Source organism: Actinomycetospora lemnae (assembly GCF_028737315.1).
GTDB classification, from domain to species: domain Bacteria; phylum Actinomycetota; class Actinomycetes; order Mycobacteriales; family Pseudonocardiaceae; genus Actinomycetospora; species Actinomycetospora lemnae.
The window spans coordinates 1-17,235 of the sequence record NZ_JAQZAO010000020.1; the positions used below are offsets into that span (position 1 = coordinate 1).

Annotated in this window: 16 protein-coding genes; 6 read left to right on the plus strand and 10 right to left on the minus strand. The window is 73.9% G+C overall.

Going from position 1 to position 17,235, the window contains the following annotated elements; all coding sequences use genetic code 11:
* Window positions 1-161: 161 nt before the first annotated feature.
* The 5 genes from PGB27_RS27820 to PGB27_RS27840 form a co-directional block, all read right to left on the minus strand.
* On the minus strand, window positions 162-1,358 hold the full coding sequence (locus PGB27_RS27820) for a glycoside hydrolase family 6 protein (RefSeq protein ID WP_274203700.1): 1,197 nt from the start codon (window positions 1,356-1,358) through the stop codon (window positions 162-164).
* Between the two features lie 213 nt (window positions 1,359-1,571).
* Window positions 1,572-3,515 (minus strand): radical copper oxidase GlxA, encoded by a 1,944-nt coding sequence (glxA, locus tag PGB27_RS27825; protein ID WP_274203701.1) that lies wholly within the window; start codon window positions 3,513-3,515, stop codon window positions 1,572-1,574.
* Between the two features lie 11 nt (window positions 3,516-3,526).
* Window positions 3,527-6,394, minus strand: a complete 2,868-nt coding sequence (locus PGB27_RS27830; RefSeq protein ID WP_274203702.1) for a glycosyltransferase family 2 protein — start codon at window positions 6,392-6,394, stop codon at window positions 3,527-3,529.
* A 341-nt stretch (window positions 6,395-6,735) separates the two neighbouring features.
* Complete coding sequence (locus tag PGB27_RS27835) at window positions 6,736-7,272, minus strand: metallophosphoesterase family protein (protein WP_274203756.1); 537 nt, start codon at window positions 7,270-7,272, stop codon at window positions 6,736-6,738.
* Between the two features lie 14 nt (window positions 7,273-7,286).
* Window positions 7,287-7,739 carry an SRPBCC family protein gene (locus PGB27_RS27840; protein ID WP_274203703.1) on the minus strand — a complete coding sequence of 151 codons (453 nt, stop codon included), beginning with the start codon at window positions 7,737-7,739 and terminating at the stop codon, window positions 7,287-7,289.
* Window positions 7,740-7,800: 61 nt separating this feature from the next.
* On the opposite strand from PGB27_RS27840, the gene PGB27_RS27845 reads away from it, so the two are divergent.
* Window positions 7,801-9,159 (plus strand): cytochrome P450, encoded by a 1,359-nt coding sequence (locus tag PGB27_RS27845; protein ID WP_274203704.1) that lies wholly within the window; start codon window positions 7,801-7,803, stop codon window positions 9,157-9,159.
* Between the two features lie 40 nt (window positions 9,160-9,199).
* Here the strand turns inward: PGB27_RS27845 and PGB27_RS27850 are convergent, their stop codons facing one another.
* Entirely contained in the window at window positions 9,200-10,408 is a 1,209-nt protein-coding gene (locus tag PGB27_RS27850) for an acyl-CoA dehydrogenase family protein (protein WP_274203705.1), read from the minus strand.
* A gap of 102 nt (window positions 10,409-10,510) precedes the next feature.
* Here PGB27_RS27850 and PGB27_RS27855 point away from each other — a divergent pair, with 102 nt between their 5' ends.
* Together PGB27_RS27855 and PGB27_RS27860 are read left to right on the plus strand one after the other, a co-directional pair.
* Window positions 10,511-10,945 (plus strand): limonene-1,2-epoxide hydrolase family protein, encoded by a 435-nt coding sequence (locus PGB27_RS27855; protein ID WP_274203706.1) that lies wholly within the window; start codon window positions 10,511-10,513, stop codon window positions 10,943-10,945.
* A gap of 332 nt (window positions 10,946-11,277) precedes the next feature.
* Window positions 11,278-11,532, plus strand: a complete 255-nt coding sequence (locus tag PGB27_RS27860; RefSeq protein WP_274203707.1) for a hypothetical protein — start codon at window positions 11,278-11,280, stop codon at window positions 11,530-11,532.
* Window positions 11,533-11,583: 51 nt separating this feature from the next.
* On the opposite strand, the gene PGB27_RS27865 is transcribed toward PGB27_RS27860, so the two are convergent.
* Window positions 11,584-12,033, minus strand: coding sequence for a DUF1772 domain-containing protein (locus PGB27_RS27865; RefSeq protein ID WP_332843881.1), 450 nt, complete (start codon window positions 12,031-12,033; stop codon window positions 11,584-11,586).
* A gap of 89 nt (window positions 12,034-12,122) precedes the next feature.
* Here PGB27_RS27865 and PGB27_RS27870 point away from each other — a divergent pair, with 89 nt between their 5' ends.
* Both PGB27_RS27870 and PGB27_RS27875 read left to right on the plus strand, forming a co-directional pair.
* Complete coding sequence (locus PGB27_RS27870; protein WP_274203709.1) at window positions 12,123-12,734, plus strand: TetR/AcrR family transcriptional regulator; 612 nt, start codon at window positions 12,123-12,125, stop codon at window positions 12,732-12,734.
* A 160-nt stretch (window positions 12,735-12,894) separates the two neighbouring features.
* On the plus strand, window positions 12,895-13,950 hold the full coding sequence (locus PGB27_RS27875; RefSeq protein ID WP_274203710.1) for a zinc-binding dehydrogenase: 1,056 nt from the start codon (window positions 12,895-12,897) through the stop codon (window positions 13,948-13,950).
* Between the two features lie 54 nt (window positions 13,951-14,004).
* On the opposite strand, the gene PGB27_RS27880 is transcribed toward PGB27_RS27875, so the two are convergent.
* Both PGB27_RS27880 and PGB27_RS27885 read right to left on the minus strand, forming a co-directional pair.
* Window positions 14,005-15,216 (minus strand): acyl-CoA dehydrogenase family protein, encoded by a 1,212-nt coding sequence (locus PGB27_RS27880; RefSeq protein ID WP_274203711.1) that lies wholly within the window; start codon window positions 15,214-15,216, stop codon window positions 14,005-14,007.
* A 13-nt stretch (window positions 15,217-15,229) separates the two neighbouring features.
* Window positions 15,230-15,766 (minus strand): SCP2 sterol-binding domain-containing protein, encoded by a 537-nt coding sequence (locus tag PGB27_RS27885; RefSeq protein WP_274203712.1) that lies wholly within the window; start codon window positions 15,764-15,766, stop codon window positions 15,230-15,232.
* Between the two features lie 96 nt (window positions 15,767-15,862).
* Here PGB27_RS27885 and PGB27_RS27890 point away from each other — a divergent pair, with 96 nt between their 5' ends.
* Window positions 15,863-16,519, plus strand: a complete 657-nt coding sequence (locus tag PGB27_RS27890) for a TetR/AcrR family transcriptional regulator (protein WP_274203713.1) — start codon at window positions 15,863-15,865, stop codon at window positions 16,517-16,519.
* Window positions 16,520-16,639: 120 nt separating this feature from the next.
* Here the strand turns inward: PGB27_RS27890 and PGB27_RS27895 are convergent, their stop codons facing one another.
* Window positions 16,640-17,206 carry a hypothetical protein gene (locus PGB27_RS27895; RefSeq protein ID WP_274203714.1) on the minus strand — a complete coding sequence of 189 codons (567 nt, stop codon included), beginning with the start codon at window positions 17,204-17,206 and terminating at the stop codon, window positions 16,640-16,642.
* Between the last annotated feature and the right edge of the window lie 29 nt (window positions 17,207-17,235).

Here is a 17,235-nt window from a genome sequence, read left to right on the forward strand (position 1 = left end):
TCTCGAACCCTGTTCTGCCCACAACCCGGCAGGCTGGCCACGATCACGACCAGCCCACCCGGCGGGCCTACTCAGTGTCCGCGATGTGCTGAGACATCACCTGTCTCCGATGTCCTGAGCACGAGCAAAGTGCTCCAGCACTTCTTCCTGCTCACCTGCCGTCAGGCACCGGGCGTGTTGTTCGCGAGGTCGAGGGCGTACTGCGGCCAGAACTCGCCGGCCGCCGGGGCACCGCGGCAGTCGCCGTCGGAGTCGCCCGGCTCCTTGACCCACAGGAACGCCGCGATGCGCGGCGAGCCGGTGTCGCGGGTCGGCGGCGTGCCCAGGGCCCGGCCCGGCGGGTTGCACCACGTCGGCTGCTCGGGGCCGTCGTAGCTGCCGTTGCCGTTGCGGCTGGTGTCGATGACGTAGCGGGCGCCGCCCACCGCGTCGGACACCCGGTCGCCGTAGGCGCGGACCTGGTCGGTGGTCATGAAGTTCGAGACGTTGAGCGCGAAGCCCGCCGCCTCCCCGACGCCGCTGGTGCGCAGGCCGCCCGCGAGCTCGTCGATGTTGGTGACGAAGCCCGGGTTGCCGGCGTCGATGTAGACCTCGCCGCCGGCCCGGCTCAGCGTCCGGACGGCCTCGGCCAACAGCTCCTCGCGGCCCTCCTGCTCGCCCTCGCCCTCGCAGTTGGTCAGCGTCTGCGGCAGGGCGTCCGGCTCCAGGATCACGACCGCGCGGTTGCCGCCCATGCCGCGTGCGAAGGCGCCGAGCCACTCGCGGTAGGCGTCCTCGTTCTCGGCGCCGCCGCTGGAGTACAGACCGCAGTCGCGGTTGGGGATGTTGTAGGCGGTCAGCACCGGGGTGCGGCCCGCGGCCCGGGCCTGGGACACGACGCCCGCGACCTCGCCCTCGACGCCGCCGGTCTCGCCGGTCGGCCAGATGGCGACGGGCTGGCGGGCGATCTTCTCGAGCGCGGCGGCCTCGTCACCGCGGCCCTCGGCGCGCCACGCCTCGACCTGGCGCGCCGCCGACGACGCGGGGTCGACCCAGAACTCCGAGGCGGCCGGGGCCACCGGCGGACCGCCGCCCTCGCCGCCGCTGTCGGACCCGGTGCTGCAGGCGGCGATGCCGACCGCGGTGACCAGCGCGGTCAGGGCGGCGACGGCGGCCACGATCCACCCGCGGGTCGGGCCGCGCCGGGCGGCGGCGCGGCGCTCGCGACGGTCGCCGCGGATCGGGATCTCGGGGGGCACGGCAGGCTCGGCAGGCCGGCGGCGCTCGACCCGCTCGGTCGGCGCGGCCGCCCCGACCGGGATGGGCTGGGTCGCGGGCTCCGGCGGCTCCGTCGCGCCGCGCGGTGCGTCCGGGGTCACCGGTCCCACCTCGCCCCGCGTCGTCCGTCCATCACGTGCCACCGTCGAGCCACCCCCGGGCCTGTCGTCCATCCGGCCCCAGGTTCTCAGGCCGCCTCGTGGCTCCCGTGTGGGGGGAGGCACCGCCCGTCGCCGCGCGACGCCCGCTCGGCGGTGCGGGCCCGCCGCGCGGTCGGCCGGCACCGCCCGGGGCGGGCCGGGTGGCGACGGACGTCACGTCTCCTCCAGCGGCCCGGGCGCCGGGATCTCGATCCACTTGGCCACCGAGGGCACGCCGCGGTCGTCGACGAGGAAGAGCATGTAGCGCCCGGGCGGGGCGATCGTGCGGTCCTCGGGCATCGTGATCGAGACCCCGCCGTCGCGCTTCGTGATGTCGAGGGCGACCGACCGCTGGCCGGTGTCCGTCACGTGCGTCGACGCCATCGGCGCGAGCAGCCGGGCGCTCGCGATGCGCGGCGCGTCCGGGGTGGCGACGGTCAGCGTGTCGCCCAGCGGGGCCGTCGGCGGCGACTCCGCGATCGTCGGCTGCGGGCCCTTGAACAGGTAGGGCGGCGTGTAGATCTCGATCCGCTGCTCGAACGTGCCGGGGATCGTGCCCGCGGCGTCGTTGAACAGCGGGTCCGAGCCGACCGTCATGACCCGGCCGTCGGGCAGCAGCAGGCTCGCGGAGTGGTAGTTGCGGCCCACCTGCGGGTCGGCGGCGTAGTCCAGCGTGTTCGTCTGCGGCCGGTAGATGCGCGCGTTGTGGTTGTCCGAGGCGCCCTTGCCGCGGTAGTCCCGCGACCCGTTGCTGATCAGCATCGTGTCGTCGGGCAGCGTCGTCAGGTTCGGGTAGCGCGTGCCCTCCGGCAGCAGGGGCCCCGGCTGCCAGGTGGGGTTCGGGCTGTCGAGGTCGATGGTGTCGATGCGCGCCGACGAGCGCGGGCTCTCGCCGACCCCGCCGCCGCCGACCACCGCGATGCGCTGGTCCTGGACCGGGCCGGCCCAGGCGGAGCCGGCGGTCTCGAGCAGGTCGGGATCGCGCATGCCCGGGATGGGCGTGAGGATGTTGGTGCGCAGGTTCCAGAACCCGGGCACACGGCCCTGCTCGGCGGGCCCGTAGCCGGCGTTGGCGCCCGAGTAGAAGAGCACGTCCTCCCGCGCGGTCTGGAACAGCGCCGGGTAGGTCGGGAAGTACTGCGTGAGGTCCTTGCGCTCGGTCCAGGTCCGCGTGGCCGGGTCGTAGATCTCGTTCTGGCCGTTGAGGATCTCGCCGGTGCCGTCGAGCCCGGACACCGAGATCACGGTGCCGTCGGCGAGGCCCGTCAGCGTGGGGTACCAGCGCTTGAACACCATGTCGCCCACGCGCTCGTAGGCCTCGGTGTACGGGTTGAACTCGTAGGTCTCCTCGATGCCCTGGTAGTCCTGCTTCTCCAGGGTCATCCCCTGCCCGAGGGCGTAGAGGTTCTGCTCCTCGCCCGGGGGCACGCCGTTGATCGAGTACTGCCGCGGCCCGACGGCGACGTAGCCCGGGCCCGGCTCGACGGCCTCGGCGAAGACGACCGTCTCGCTGGCGGTGACCGTCGCGCCCCGCCGCGTCGCGACCTTCGTCGCGGGCTTGACCTCGAACGGGTGCGTCGAGCGGTAGATCAGGCCCTCCGGCGAGCGGAACTCCGTGCCGGCCGGGAACGAGCGCACCGGCGCGTCCGGGTTCTCGTTCTTCACCGTCACGCCGCCGCCGGCGTTGGTGACCGCGCCGTCGAGGCGCTCGTAGCGCTGGGTGCCGCCGGCCACGAGCAGGTTGCCCGACGCCAGGAAGGTGTGGCCCGCGCAGAACATGTCGTCCGGGGTCGGGATGACGCGGCTGCGCCCGGTGGCCGGGTCGTACACGAGGCTCTTGAAGGTCCCCGCGTTGAACATGTCCTCCTTGTTGCCGGAGCCGGCGATGAGGAGGATGCGCCCGGTCGGGAGGACCGCGGCGTGGATCGCGTTGACCTTCTGGTCGTCAGGGAGCTCGACGACGTCCCACTTGCCGAACTTCTCCTTGTACTCCTGGCTGTTGATCAGCCGCTGGTGCCGGAGCTCGGAGATCCACGACCACGCCGGCGGCACGTTCACGCCCAGCATGACCGCCGGGACGATGACGAGGAGCAGGAACCGTTTGACCCGTCTGGTCAACCCCTGCTCGATCAACTCGCCTCCGTCCGTCGCCCGTCGATGTCCGGTGACACCCCGGCGGGTGTCTCGCGGGAGGGGCCGGCCACCGCGGCCAGCGCCACCACGCGCACCGCGACCGTCGGGGCGTTGGCCGACACGGCATCGGACGCGCGGGTCCCACCGTGTCGTCCTTCGTGTCGCTTTGCTGTTTCGTTACCGATGCTAGACCCCGCCGAGACCGGGATCACGGGCTGGACGCCGTCCGCCTCGAGCTCGGCCGCCGACGAGAGCAGCATGGGGGGCCGTTCGCGGCGCGGACCGGGTCGCGGCGTCGTGCCCCGGGCGGCGTCGGGACGTGGGGTCGGGGTGGGACGGGGCGTCCCGGGGCGCGCCGGGTCCTGGTGCTCCGCGGCCGGCGTCACGTAGCGCCCGCCCTGCTCGGCGGCCGCCGGACGCTCGCCGGGGCGCTCCCCCGGACGCTGCCCGGGCGGGGCGAACGGGCTCGGTGCCGGCCGCGGCGAGGGCGTCGGGTGCGGGCGCGGCGTCCCGGGCGGGGCCGCGGCCGGCCGCGGCCGGGCCGCGGGCTGCTGCGGTCCGGGCTGCTGCGGTCCGGGCTGCTGCGGTCCGGGCTGCTGCGGTCCCGGCTGCTGCGGTCCCGGCGGGGGCACCGGCGGGCGACCCGCGGGACGCGGACCGGGCGCGGGCACGGGCGGCTGACCGGGCTGCCCCGGCGGGCCGGGCTGGGCCGCCGGGTGCGCCGCCGGACGCGGCGGCGGCTGACTCGGCTGACCCGGCTGACTCGGCTGACCCGGCTGACCCGGCTGACCCGGCTGACCTGCCGCGGGGCGGCGCGTACGCGGCACGGGCGAGGGTGCCGGGTCGATCGACGGCCCCTCACCACGGCGGCGGCGACCGGCGGGAGCGGGGCGGCCGTCGAGCTCCGTGGCCGGGGCCTCCTCCCGCTCGCGGCGCGTCAGCGAGGACGTCCGCACCCAACCCGGGGGCAGGTCGCCGTCGAGCGGCGGGCGGGCGGCGCCGTCGTCGCCCGTGCGCGGCGAGCGGCGCGTCGTGCTCCCCGCCGCGAGCAGGGCGTCGAGGGCGGCGCGCTCGAGCGTCTCGGTGGTGACCCCGGAGCGGCCGTCCGCGAGCACCGGCGCCGCGTCGATCGCGGGCTGGCGACCCACGATGCGCTCGACGAGGCAGAGCACGGGCGGGGCGAGACAGGCGGCCAGCGCCACCGCGGGCCAGAGCAGCACCGCGGGCGTCGCGTAGCCCTGGATGATCGCCAGCACGATTGCGCCGATGAGCAGCGCCGCCCACTGCAGGTGACGCCGGAAGGTCAGGATGTGGTCCGCGCTCGACGACAGGCCCTTCGGCGTGACGACGAACTTCGCGGGCAGCCGCAGCACCGTCGCGATGAGGGACGCCGCGAAGATCGGCGACGCGAAGATCGACATCAGCATGCCCTTGACGCCCGAGGAGCCCTCGGCCTCGTAGGGGCTGACGTTGTAGCGGCGGTTGCGCAGGTAGACCCACAGCTGGAACGCGGTGGCGTCGATGTAGAGCGCCAACCACAGCTGCACCGGCACGACCACGCCCTGGACGCCCAGGGCCAGGAAGAGACAGGCGTTCACCGCCCCGAGGACCCACCCGATCGCCATCGACGGGTAGAAGGTCGTGATGAGGACGTAGTGCAGCGCGCGGCCCGGCGAGAGCTTCGGCAGCCGCAGCCACATCTCCTTGAGCAGCACCTCGAACGTGCCGCGTGACCAACGCATCTGCTGGCTGAAGAAGTCGCCCCACGACGACGGGCCCTCGCCGACGGCGAGCACGTCGGGCGTGTACACCGACTTCCACCGCCGCCCGGAGAGCGGGTTGCGGCGGACGTGGAACTTCAGGCCGGTGGCCATGTCCTCGGTGATCGAGTCCGACAGGCCGCCGATGCCCTGCAGGGCGCTGATGCGCACGGCGTTGTTGGTGCCCACCAGCATCGCCGCGTTGTAGCGGTTGGCCGCCCGCTGGATCAGCGAGTGGAACGGGAACTGCTGCGACTCCGCGGCCCGGGTCACGAACGTCTCGTCGTTCGCGTAGCACTGCGGGCCGACGACGTAGGCGACGTCGGGGTCGCGGAAGTAGCCCAGGATGCGCTCGGCGTAGTTGGGCAGCGGCACGTGGTCGGGGTCGACCGAGAGGAACACCTCGTACGAGTCGCCGTGCTCGGCGACCCAGGCGTTGTAGTTGCCGTGCTTGGTCTTGGCCTTGAACGCGCCCTTCTTCTGGTTGTACTTCGCGATGCCCTTGCGGGTGAAGTGGTTGACGCCGAGCTCGCGGCACATGGCCTTGACGTCGTCGTCGTCGCCCTCGTCGAGGATCCAGACGTCGAGGATGCCGTCGTACTGGATGCGCAGCGCCGCCTGCAGCGTGCCGCGCACGACGTCGATCGGTTCCTTGCTCGGGACGATCGTGGTGAGGAAGGCGATGCGGCGGTCCGGCTCGGGCGGCACGGGCACCGGGTCGCGCGCGATGACCGAGGCCAGCGACAGCGACAGGACGTTGATCAGCCGCAGGAGCTCCATGAGGCCGATCGAGCCGATGACGACCCAGTTCGCGTAGATCGCGAAGGTCGAGCCGATGACCGGCGGCCGGTGCGACGGGTGCAGCAGCCAGAGGAAGAAGAGGGCCTCGAAGGCGAAGTTCAGGCCGGCGACGAGCAGCGACCGGGCCACGCGGCCACGGCCGTGGACGGCGTCGACACCGCGGTAGGCGACGCGGTACGGGCCGTCCGCGGGGTCGGGCTCCCGGATCGGCCCCGCGAGCTGGGAGAACTCCTGGATGCGACGGCCGACGACGAGTTCGGACTCGTCGACCTCGTCCGGGGGTCGCTCGGCAAGAAGGGTCATCGGCCGTTTCGTCTCGATCCTCGCGACGCCACCGACCACACCGCAGCCGTGATCGTCACGAGCCTCCCGTCGTCGTCACACCCCTGCGGGCTCGCGAGGGGGCGGTACCGCCGACGCGCCGTCCTCCCGTCCGGATCATCGGTCGTCCCGGACCGCTGGTGATCCACCGGTCCCGGAAACGGTAAGGGCATCACCCACCGTGCTCACCGAGGGGGACGGTTCACCCCGCGACCCGTCGCCCCCGACCAGCATCCTTGCCGATCATTGGCCCGAACGGGCGACGCCGGGCCGACCGCTCACCCCACAGCACCCGTCCGTGGCCGATGACGCACGGTAGTACCTCAGGGACGCTGCGGTGCACCGGGTGGCAGCTCGTGGGTGCGCACGGCGGACAGGACGCCGTCGCGGACCTCGGCGGTCATGTAGGTGCACGCGGGCTGGCGCCGCCGCTCGGTGGGCGAGCCCGGGTTGAGCAGCCGCACGCCGCCCGGGGTCGTCGAGTCCCAGGGGATGTGGCTGTGGCCGAAGACGAGGACGTCGACCGGGGTGTCGCCGTCGGGCCCGAAGCGCGCGTCACAGCGCCGCTCGCGACCCTGGGCCGCCCCGGTCTCGTGGGTGACGGCCAGGCGCAGCCCGCCGACCTCGGCGACCGCGGTCTCGGGCAGGCGCGCGCGGAGGTCGTCGCCGTCGTTGTTGCCCCAGCACGCGACGAGGCGCGCCGACCGGGCCTCGAACGCGTCGAGCAGCCCGGGGTCCATCCAGTCGCCGGCGTGCACGACGACGTCGGCCGCGTCGATCCGCTCCCAGAGCTCCGCCGGGAGCTCGCGGTTCGGGTAGCGCGGCGTGAGGTGGGTGTCGGTGGTGAGCAGGAGGCGCAGGGTCGACACGGGGCTCAGCGCTCCAGGAGCAGCGAGTGCAGGGCGATCAGCGCGAGCGGGGCGTAGGGCAGCACGACGAGCGCGGGGCCGGTGGTGCGCAGCCAGGTCCGCGAGCGCACGTGCGGGCCATCGTCGGGGCGGGGCTCCTCGACGCCGTGGTCGAGGTGCAGGCGGACCGGCCCCAGCCGGACGCGCCACGACCACGTGCGCGCCGCCTCGTCCACCGCGACGACCTCGAACGGCACGTGCACCACCCCGGCCGCGCGCACCGTGCCGCGCAGGCCCTCGTGCAGGCGCCGTGACCGTCCCTCCGCGACCGAGACACCCGAGATCTGCGGTGCCCAGTGGGTCCAGCGGTCGAGGTCGGCGTAGCGCTCCCACGCCGCGTCGGCGGGCAGCGGACCGGTGGCGCGGAGCGTGGTCTGCACGGCGGGGACGTACCCGCCGGGACCCTGGACGACGAACACATACTCCGAGTATGGTCTCGCGTGGTACGAGAACGTACCGAGCCGACTCCGGGAGGCCGCCGTGGCCCTGTCGCTGCCCTCGTCCGTCGCCCGCTCGCCGCTGGGCACCACGCTGCGCTGGGGCGCGACCCACGGGTTGATGCGGGCCGCGATCCGCCGCCAGGTCCGCGCGGGCAACCCCGACGCGCGCCTGCTGCTCGACCCGGTCCTGCAGGCCGACCCGTTCCCGCACTACGAGCGCCTGCGCGCGAGCCACCCCTTCGCGGCCGGCGCCTTCGCCCGGCTCACGGTCCACCACGACGTCGCGACGACGGTGCTGCGCAGCGACGACTTCGGCGTCACCCACCCCAACCAGGTCGTCCCGGGGCCGGCCAAGGCCGCCCTCGCGCTGGCCGGCCCGACGCGCCACCCGGGGCCGATCGACCCGCCGTCGATGCTGGCCGTCGACGCCCCGGACCACCCGCGCTACCGCAAGCTCGTCAGCCGCGCCTTCACCGCCAAGCGGGTCGCCGCCCTGCGCGACCGGACCACCGAGATCGCCACCGAGCTCCTCGACGCCATGGACCGCGACGTCCGGGCGGGGCAGGAGGTCGACCTCGTCGCCCGCTACGCGAGCCTGCTGCCGGTCACGGTGATCAGCGAGATGCTCGGGGTGCCGACCTCGATGCGCGAGCAGTTCCTGGCCTGGGGCGACGGCGCGGCCACCTCGCTGGACATGGGCCTCACGCGCCAGGCGCACGCGTCGATGGAGCGGAACCTCGCCGCGCTGCACGAGTGGATGCGCGACCACCTGCGCCGGCTGCGCCGCGAGCCCGGCGACGACCTGCTCTCGGGCCTGGTCGGCGAGGTCGACGACGACGGCACGGGCCTGACCGAGCAGGAGCTGGTGTCGACCGCGCTGCTCGTGCTCGCCGCCGGCTTCGAGACCACTGTCAACCTCATCGGCAACGGCACCAGCCAGCTCTTCGCGCACCCCGAGCAGCGCGAGCGCCTGGCCGCCGACCCCTCGCTCTGGTCCAACGCGGTCGACGAGGTGCTGCGGTTCGACCCGCCGGTGGAGCGCACGGCCCGTCGGGCGAAGGTCGACACCGAGGTGGCCGGCGAGGTCGTGCCGGCCGGGGACCTCGTCGTCACCGTGCTCGCCGGCGCCAACCGCGACCCGCAGGTGTTCACCGACCCCGCCGTCTTCGACGTCGCGCGACCCAACGCCAAGGAGCACCTGGCGTTCTCCAGCGGCCCGCACTTCTGCCTCGGCGCGCAGCTCGCGCGCATGGAGGGCGAGGTGGCGCTGCGGGCGCTGTTCGAGCGGCACCCGCGCCTCGCCCCGGCCGGTCCGGCCCGCCGGCGCCCCACCCGCATCCTGCGCGGCTACGCCGAGCTGCCGGTACGCCTCGAGCCGGCGGTCACCGCCGTCGGCTGACACCCGCTGCCGACGAGGCAGCTCCGCTGCGCTCCGTGCCTCACGTGAAGGCGCTGTGCCCCGTGATCTCCCGGCCGACGATGAGCGTCTGGATGGTCTCGGTGCCCTCGAAGGTGTGGATCGACTCGATGTCGGCCATGTGCCGCATGACGTGGTTGTCGAGCAGGATCCCGTTGCCGCCGAGCAGGTCGCGGGCGTGGGCGAGCACCCAGCGGGCCTTGCGGGTGTTGTTCATCTTCGCGAGGCCGGCGATGGTCGGGGCGAGGTCGTCGTCCTCGGCGAGCTTCGCGATCTGCATGCAGTAGAGCTGCATCCCGGTCAGTTCGGCGAGCATCTGGACCAGCCGCTCCTGGACGATCTGCATCCCCGCCAGCGGCTTGCCGAACTGTTGGCGCTCGAGGGCGTAGCGCAGTGCGGCGTCGTAGCCGGCCGTGGCGTGGCCCAGCGCCATCCACGCGCAGGTGCCCCGCGTCGTCGCGAGCACCCGGCCGGTGTCCTTGAAGCTCTCCGCGCCGGGCAGGCGGTCGCGCTCGGGCACCCGGACGCCGTCGAGGCGGATGTCGGCCTGCCACACCGAGCGCATCGAGCCCTTGCGCGGGATCACCGAGCCCTCGTAGCCCGGGCTGGTGGTGTCGACGAGGAAGCCGAGCACCGCGCGCGTCTCGACGTCGCGCGCCCACACCACGGTGCGCCCGGCGATGCTGCCGTTGCCGATCCAGCGCTTGCGGCCGTCGATCACCCAGTCGTCCCCGTCGCGGCGGGCCGTCGTCTCCAGCGCCACCGAGTCCGACCCGTGCTCGGGCTCGGTCAGCCCGAAGGCGCCGACCAGCTCGAGGCGGGCCATGGCGGGCAGGAACTCCTGCTTCTGCTCCTCCGAGCCGAGCATCGCGATCGACTTCATCGCCAGCCCCGACTGCACGGCGTGGAAGGTCGCGAGGCTGCCGTCGCCGCGCGCGAGCTCCATGGCCACGAGACCGCAGGTCAGCGGGTCGAAGCCGGGGCAGCCGTAGCCGGCGATGTCGTCGCCGACGATGCCGAGGTCGGGCAGCCCCTTGATGACCTCCCACGGCATCTCCGCGGCGTCCCACGCGGCGGGCGCGGCCGGCGAGACGACGCGGTCGACGTAGCGGCGTACGGACATGAACGTGTCCCACTGCGCCTCGGTGAACCGCCGGCGCACCGAGAAGAAGTCGGTGCCGAGGGCCTCGGTGAGCGGTCCCTGGCTGTCCACAGCGTGATCGGCGGTCATGGAGACTCCTCGCCCGGGGGCCGGGCCCTCCGCGGTCCCCGCCCGGTGTTCTCCGGTTCCCCGTCACCGTGATCGCCACGCCCCCCGACGAGGAGGACGTCGATGTCCAGCCCCACCGAGCCCACCGCGCCCGCTGCCGTCGTGCGCGCCTTCCTCGCCGACCTCGAGCGGCTCGACCTCGACGCCGCGTGCGCGCGCCTGAGCCCCGACGTCGTCTACGAGAACGTCTCGCTGCCCCCGGCGCGCGGGATCGGGCCGACCCGCCGGGTGCTCGAGCAGCTCACGCGCCGCGCCACCGGCTTCCGCGCCGAGAACCACCGCCTCGCCGCCGACGGGCCCGTGGTGCTGACCGAGCGCACCGACACCATCGAGATCGGGCGTCTGCGCACCTCGTTCTGGGTGTGCGGGACCTTCGAGGTGCACGACGGCGTCATCACGCTGTGGCGCGACTACTTCGACTGGGCCGCCGTCACCGGCGCCCTCGCCACCGGCGCCCTGCGGGCTCTCGGGTCGCTGCTGCCGGGACGCCGCCCCTGACCGGTTCGGATGCCCGCACACGCCCGCCAGCACGGTCAACCGCGAGCGAGGACGGTTCGCCCCCGTTCGGACCTGGAGGGGGTCCGGTCGGGCGGTGGCGACGCCGTCCGACCGGACGTCCCACGACACCTTCGGTGCACGGGATGGCCGCTCAGCGATACCTCTGTCATCTCAACGCATTCAGACGGCCCGGTATGTTCCGTTCCCCCCGTCGGCGGGGGTATATCCACACCCCAACGTCACCCGTGTGGCCGCATCGTCGTGGCCGGCACGGATCCACGGTGGCCCGCCCGGACGTCGTCCGCACCACCGTGGCAGCCCTGGGGGAGTGGATGGACAGACAGGCACGTGCCCGGGAGGACCGCCGCGACGGCGCCTCCGAGTACCTGGTGGTCGTCGTCGACCCGGTGGGGCGCTTCCGCGACGCCTACGGCCCGTACGCGCTCGCCGCGGCCCACCGCGAGGCCGAGCGCCGTCGCCACGCCCTGGTCGCGGCGGGCGAGCTCGCCGCCGACGTGCGGATCGCCCGGCACCACCCGGTGGCCATCCCGAGCCAGCGCGGGCCGCGCCGGAGCTGGGACCTCTGACACCCGGGGCGCGCGCCCCCTCTGCGGCCCACGACACGGCGCCGTCGCGCCTCAGAGCGACGTCGTCGCGACGAGGACGAGCACGAACGACGCGGTGATGATCGCGACGCGACCGAGGTGCAGCCGGTCCCACCGGCGGTGCTGCTCCCGCCAGTCGTCGGGGTGGCGCTCCGCGGTCCACGTCCTCGAGCGGTTGTTGATCGGCACCAGCAGGGTGACGGACAGGACGACGCTGACGGCCAGCAGCACGCCCGCCACGACGGCCGTGGCGGCCGCCGGCGTGCCCCACGTGACGGCCGCCAGGGCCGCGGTGAGGGCCAGGGAGCCGACGTACCACCACGGCATCAGGCGCCCGAGCACGCGCCCGCCGTCCGCGCGAGCGGCCAGGGACGCGCCGGCCGGGAGGCGCAACAGGATCGGGTTCAGGACGGCGGCCACCGCGAGCTCGACGCCGACCATGAGGCCGATGACGGTCGCGGTGACGACGGCGAGGACGGTCATCACGTGGGCTCCTCTCGAGCCTAGCAACGCTAGTATCTAGCGCTGCTAGGCTAGGCCGACAGCGAACCGCAGGGCAAGGAGGAGCACCGATGGCGGAGCGGACGACGCGGCAGCAGCGCACCGACGAGCGCCGCCGTCGCATCCTGGCCGCCGCTCGGGAGCGCGCCGACGCCGACGGGTGGTCGGCCGTGACGACCCGGCACCTCGCCGACGCCATCGGCTTCACCCAGCCCGTGCTCTACAGCCACTTCCCCGGCGGCAAGTCGGAGATCATGTCGGCGGTCGCGCTCGAGGGCTTCGTCGAGCTCACGCGGCGGTGCCGCGCCGCGCTGGGACCCGAGCCCGCACGGCGCACGGTCGAGGCCGTGGCCGTCGCCTACCTGGACTTCGGTCGCGACCACCCCGCGGTCTACGAGGCGATGTTCCACGAGCCCATCGACGCGCGGTTCGCCGAGGAGGACACCCCGTCCGAGCTGCGGGCGGGCTTCGACACCCTGGCCGAGGCGATCGGTGACGTCGACCGGGGCGCGGCGACCGAGGTGTTCTGGAGCGCCCTGCACGGCATCGGCCTGCTCGAGCGCGCCGGCCGCATGCGCCCGGACGACCGGGCCCTGCGCGTGGCCGAGCTCGGCGTCCGCTTCGCGCCCGGGTCACCGGCGGCGTCGGGGAGCGGCGCCGGCCACGGGGACGGCTCTCCGTGACCGCCGCCGACGCCGCCGCTCTCGCGGCGGTTCCCCGGGACCTGCCGCTCGGACCGTCACAGCTGTCCGGCCAGCGCCGATACTGTGGGCGCTGCTCGGGTCGGGCCGCCCGACCCCGGCTGCCCGAGGGAGGCGCGGACACGTGCGCGACGAGGCCACCATGACCGCCGCCGTCCTGACCGCGTTCGGCGGGCCGGAGGTCCTGGTCATCCGGCACGACGTCGCGGTCCCGTCCCCGGACCGGGAGCAGGTCCGGGTACGCGTGCGTGCCGCGGCGCTGAACAACACCGACGTGTGGACCCGCGAGGGGGCGTACGGGACCGCCGAGGACCCCGATGCGCCGGCGGGGTGGCTCGGTCCGATCGCGTTCCCGCGCATCCAGGGTGGAGACGTCGCCGGGGTCGTGGATGCGGTCGGTGCGGGCGTGCCGCCGGAGCTCGTCGGGCGTCGTGTGCTGGTCGACCCCGCCCGCTACGCCCACGACGGGCCGGACGCGCCGATCGTGGCGGTGCTCGGCAGCGAGTTCGACGGCGGGTTCGCCGAGTACGTCGTCGTCGACGCCGCCCGGGTCCACGACGTCACCGGTTCACCGCTCACCGACGAGCAGCTGGCCTGCCTGCCCATCGCCTCCGGGACCGCGATGGGCATGCTGGAACGCAGCGGGATCACCGCCGGTGAGACGGTCGTGGTCACCGGGGCGTCCGGTGGCGTGGGGTTGGCCGCGGTCGGGCTCGCCGCCGCCCGCGGTGCGCGGGTCACGGCGATCACCGAGGAGGCCAAGGCCGACGTCGTCGAGCAGGCCGGCGCCGTGCGGACCATCGACCGCTCGGGGCCCGGCCGAGACGCGGTCGCGGCGGTCCGCGCGGCCCACCCGGGTGGGGTCGACGCCGTGGTCGACGTGGTCGGCGGGGACCAGCTCGCACGCCTGATCGACGTCCTCGTCCCGGGTGGGCGGGCCGTGGTGGCCGGAGCGGTCGCCGGGCCGGTCCCCGCGATCGACCTCCGTCGCCTCTACCTGCACAACCGGAAGCTCATCGGGTCGACGATGCACACCGCCGCGCACTTCGCGACGCTGGTGGCGCACGCCCGGGCCGGCGAGATCCGGCCTCGGGTCGCGGCCCGTCACGCCCTCACCGCGATCCACGACGCCCAGGCGCAGTTCCTCCGCCGCGACCACGTGGGCAAGATCGTCGTGCTCCCCGGTGGCGCCGGCTGAGCACGTCGGTCACGGAACACCCCCGTGACCAGCACCGACGCCGCCGGGACGGCGTCAGGCGATGTGCCGTCCGCTGATGGCGCGGGCGATGACGAGCTGCTGGATCTGCTCGGTGCCCTCGAAGATGTCGTAGATCTTCGAGTCGCGGTGCATCCGCTCGACGGGGTGCTCGCGGGAGTAGCCGGCGCCGCCGAGGATCTGGATGGCGCGCTCGGTGGCCCACACCGCGACGCGGCCGGCCTTGAGCTTGGACATCGAGCCCTCGCCGGCCTCGAACGCGACGCCGTTGCGGCCCATCCACGCCGCGCGCCACACGAGCATGCGCGCCGCGTCGATCTCGGTCTTCATGTCGGCGAGCGTGAAGGCGATCGACTGGTTGTCGATGATCGGGCGCCCGAAGGTCTGCCGGTCCTTCGCGTAGTCCAGCGCGTACTCGTACGCCGCCCGCGCGATCCCGATGGCCTGCGAGCCGACCGTCGGGCGCGAGAGCTCGAAGGTCTGCATGGCGGCCGAGCCCTTGGACTTCACGCCCTCTCGGGCGCGGGCGAGGCGCTCGTCGAGCTTCTCCTTGCCGCCGAGCAGGCAGGAACCGGGGACCTTGACGTCGTCGAGGAAGACGTCGGCGGTGTGCGACGCGCGCAGCCCCATCTTCTTGATCTTGCGGGTGGACTCGAGACCCGGCGTGTTCGGCGGGACGACGAACGCCGCCTGCCCGCGCGAGCCCAGCGAGGAGTCGACGACGGCCTGCACGACGTGGATGTTCGCGATGCCGCCGTTGGTGGCCCAGGCCTTGGCGCCGTTGAGCGTCCACTCGTCCTTGGCCTCGTCGTAGGTCGCGCGGGTGCGCATCGCCGAGACGTCCGAGCCGGATTCGGGCTCCGACGAGCAGAACGCCGCGACCTTGACGTCGCCGGCGTCGCCGTAGCACTGCGGGATGAACTCGACCATCTGCTCGGGCGTGCCCGAGGAGAAGATGCCCGCGACGGCGAGCGTGGTGCCGAAGATCGCCATCCCGATGCCGCCGTCACCCCAGAACAGCTCCTCGTTGACGATCGGCAGGGACAGGCCCGTCTCGTCGCCCCAGAAGCTGGCCAGGGTCTCGAAGTTGTAGAGCTCGATCTTCGCGGCCTCCTGCAGGACGGGCCACGGGGTCTCCTCGCGCTCGTCCCACTCGGCGGCGGCCGGGCGGATGACGTCGGCGGCGAAGCCGTGGGCCCAGTCGCGGAGGTCGGTGTGCTCCTCGGAGAGCTCCATCGAGAAGGTCATCGCGGGTCTCCCGTCACGCCGTGGGGATCGTGAACATCTTCTGCAGCGCCGTCGCGAACCCGACGTCGCCCGACACCTTGAGCTTGCGCGTCATGAACAGCGTGACCGGCGAGGCGTTGTTCGTGACCACCTTGAGGAACTGCGTGCCGTCCATCGTCAGCTCGGTACGCGGCTCCTCGGCGAGCTGCTCTTCGACCTCGCAGGCGCCGTGCTGCATGGCGGTCTGGTAGCTGTCGCTGCCACCATCGGCAGCGCCGGTGATGTGCCAGTGGACGACCTGGCGCTTCGCGCTCGAGCCCTTCGAGGAGTAGAACTCGGCCATCCGGCCGAAGATGGCGTCGAGCACGGGGCGGCGGACGTCGGAGGACATGACGGCCTCGAGCTGGCCCTTGCGGGTGCTCTTGACCAGCCGCGCGAACAGGGAGGGATCGATGTCCTTGCCCCCGCCGTCGGCCAGGCCGTCGCGCAGGGCGTCGACCAGCTGCTCGTCGGACAACGACTTGGGGTCGACGCTGCGACCCAGCTCGTTGACGTCGATCTTCTCGGGCACGGCTTCACTCCGGCTGCATCAGGGACGTCGTGGTGTCCGGTACTGGCGGTCCCGCCAACGCGCCGTACTTTACGCGTCGGTAGATACGGTGCAAGGGTGACCTCGGAGACGCCGCGTCGGCGCCTGGCCCCGGAGGTCCGCCGCCGACAGGTGCTCGACGCCGCGCTCGCCGTGTTCTCCGAGGAGGGTTTCCACGGCGCGTCGATGGACGCCGTCGCCGCGCGGGCGGGGGTGAGCAAGCCGCTGGTCTACGCGCACGGGGGCAGCAAGGACGAGCTGTTCGCCGCCTGCCTGCGCCGGGAGGCCGAGCGACTGCTGCGCTCGGTGCAGGCGGCCGCCGGGGAGCCCGGCGAGGCGCCGCTGGTGCGTCTGCGCCGGGCCCTGCGGGCCTTCTTCCACGCCCTGACCACGCAGCGCGCCGGGTGGACCGTGCTCTACCGGCAGGCGTCGACCGGGCCGTTCGCCGGCGAGGTCGACGCCCTGCGGCGGCGCATCGTCGAGCAGGCCGCCGACCTCATGGCCGGCGGCCTCGGCGTGCCGCGCGCCGTGGCGCTGCCCTACGCGCACACCGTCGTCGGGGCCGCCGAGGGCCTGGCCGACTGGTGGCTCACCGACCCCGATGCCGGTCGGGCGACCGACGCCGAGCCCGCCGACGTGCTCGCCGACATGCTCGTCACGGTCGTCGGGCCCGGGCTCGACGCGCTCACCGGCGGCGCGATCGGGGTGTCTGCGGCCGTCTCGGACGAGCGCTAGACGCGCGTAGACGGCGGGATCGACGCCGATCGGCCCGGTGCGATCGGGATGTCTACGGCCGTCTCGCACCGACGCCAGACAGCCCGAGACGACGCGATCGTCGGCTCCCGGGCCGCCTCGTCAGCGGCGGGTCCGGTCCTTCCGGTGGCTCTCTGCGAGGGCGCGCGTGACGACGGGCGACAGCGGGCGCGTGGGGCGGGGCAGCTCGCGCGTCTCGTCCGCCGTGTCCTCGGGCTCGTCGAGCTCCGCCGGCCGGGCCGGGGCCTCGATCTCGATCCATCCGGGGGCGAGCTCGGTGAACTGCACCGTCGGCACGCCCAGCGCGTTCGCCAGGTGGCGTCCGGCCTCCTGGGTGTCCTCCCAGATCTGGGCGGGGCGCAGGTGCACCGTGAAGCGCAGCGGAGGTCCGAGGTGGATCGCCGTCACGTCGGGGACGACGAGGGTCGCGCCGCTGGGCGAGTGGACCTTCTCGGCCAGCCGGCCGCGGATCGCGGCGGCGCGCCACAGTTGGCGGACCTCGTGCTCCCGGAACAGGATCTCCGCCCACCGCCGGCGCCGGCGCCGGTCGCGCGTCCACGGCTCCGGTACGGCGCTCGCGATCATCGTCATGGTGGCCTCCCCGATCTCGCGGACCCGCCGGGTCGGCGTGTTCTCGCTGATCCACGAGCCTGCCGACGAGTGACCCACGTCACGAGGGAGCGCGCCCCCGGCCGGCC

What these genes read in the sequence shown, in the direction of transcription:
- PGB27_RS27830 (WP_274203702.1), bottom strand. Translation starts at nt 6,394, where the DNA reads ATGACCCTTCTTGCCGAGCGACCCCCGGACGAGGTCGACGAGTCCGAA.
- PGB27_RS27850 (WP_274203705.1), bottom strand. Translation starts at nt 10,408, where the DNA reads ATGACCGCCGATCACGCTGTGGACAGCCAGGGACCGCTCACCGAGGCC.
- PGB27_RS27855 (WP_274203706.1), top strand. Translation starts at nt 10,511, where the DNA reads ATGTCCAGCCCCACCGAGCCCACCGCGCCCGCTGCCGTCGTGCGCGCC.
- PGB27_RS27860 (WP_274203707.1), top strand. Translation starts at nt 11,278, where the DNA reads ATGGACAGACAGGCACGTGCCCGGGAGGACCGCCGCGACGGCGCCTCC.
- PGB27_RS27865 (WP_332843881.1), bottom strand. Translation starts at nt 12,033, where the DNA reads ATGACCGTCCTCGCCGTCGTCACCGCGACCGTCATCGGCCTCATGGTC.
- PGB27_RS27870 (WP_274203709.1), top strand. Translation starts at nt 12,123, where the DNA reads ATGGCGGAGCGGACGACGCGGCAGCAGCGCACCGACGAGCGCCGCCGT.
- PGB27_RS27875 (WP_274203710.1), top strand. Translation starts at nt 12,895, where the DNA reads ATGACCGCCGCCGTCCTGACCGCGTTCGGCGGGCCGGAGGTCCTGGTC.
- PGB27_RS27880 (WP_274203711.1), bottom strand. Translation starts at nt 15,216, where the DNA reads ATGACCTTCTCGATGGAGCTCTCCGAGGAGCACACCGACCTCCGCGAC.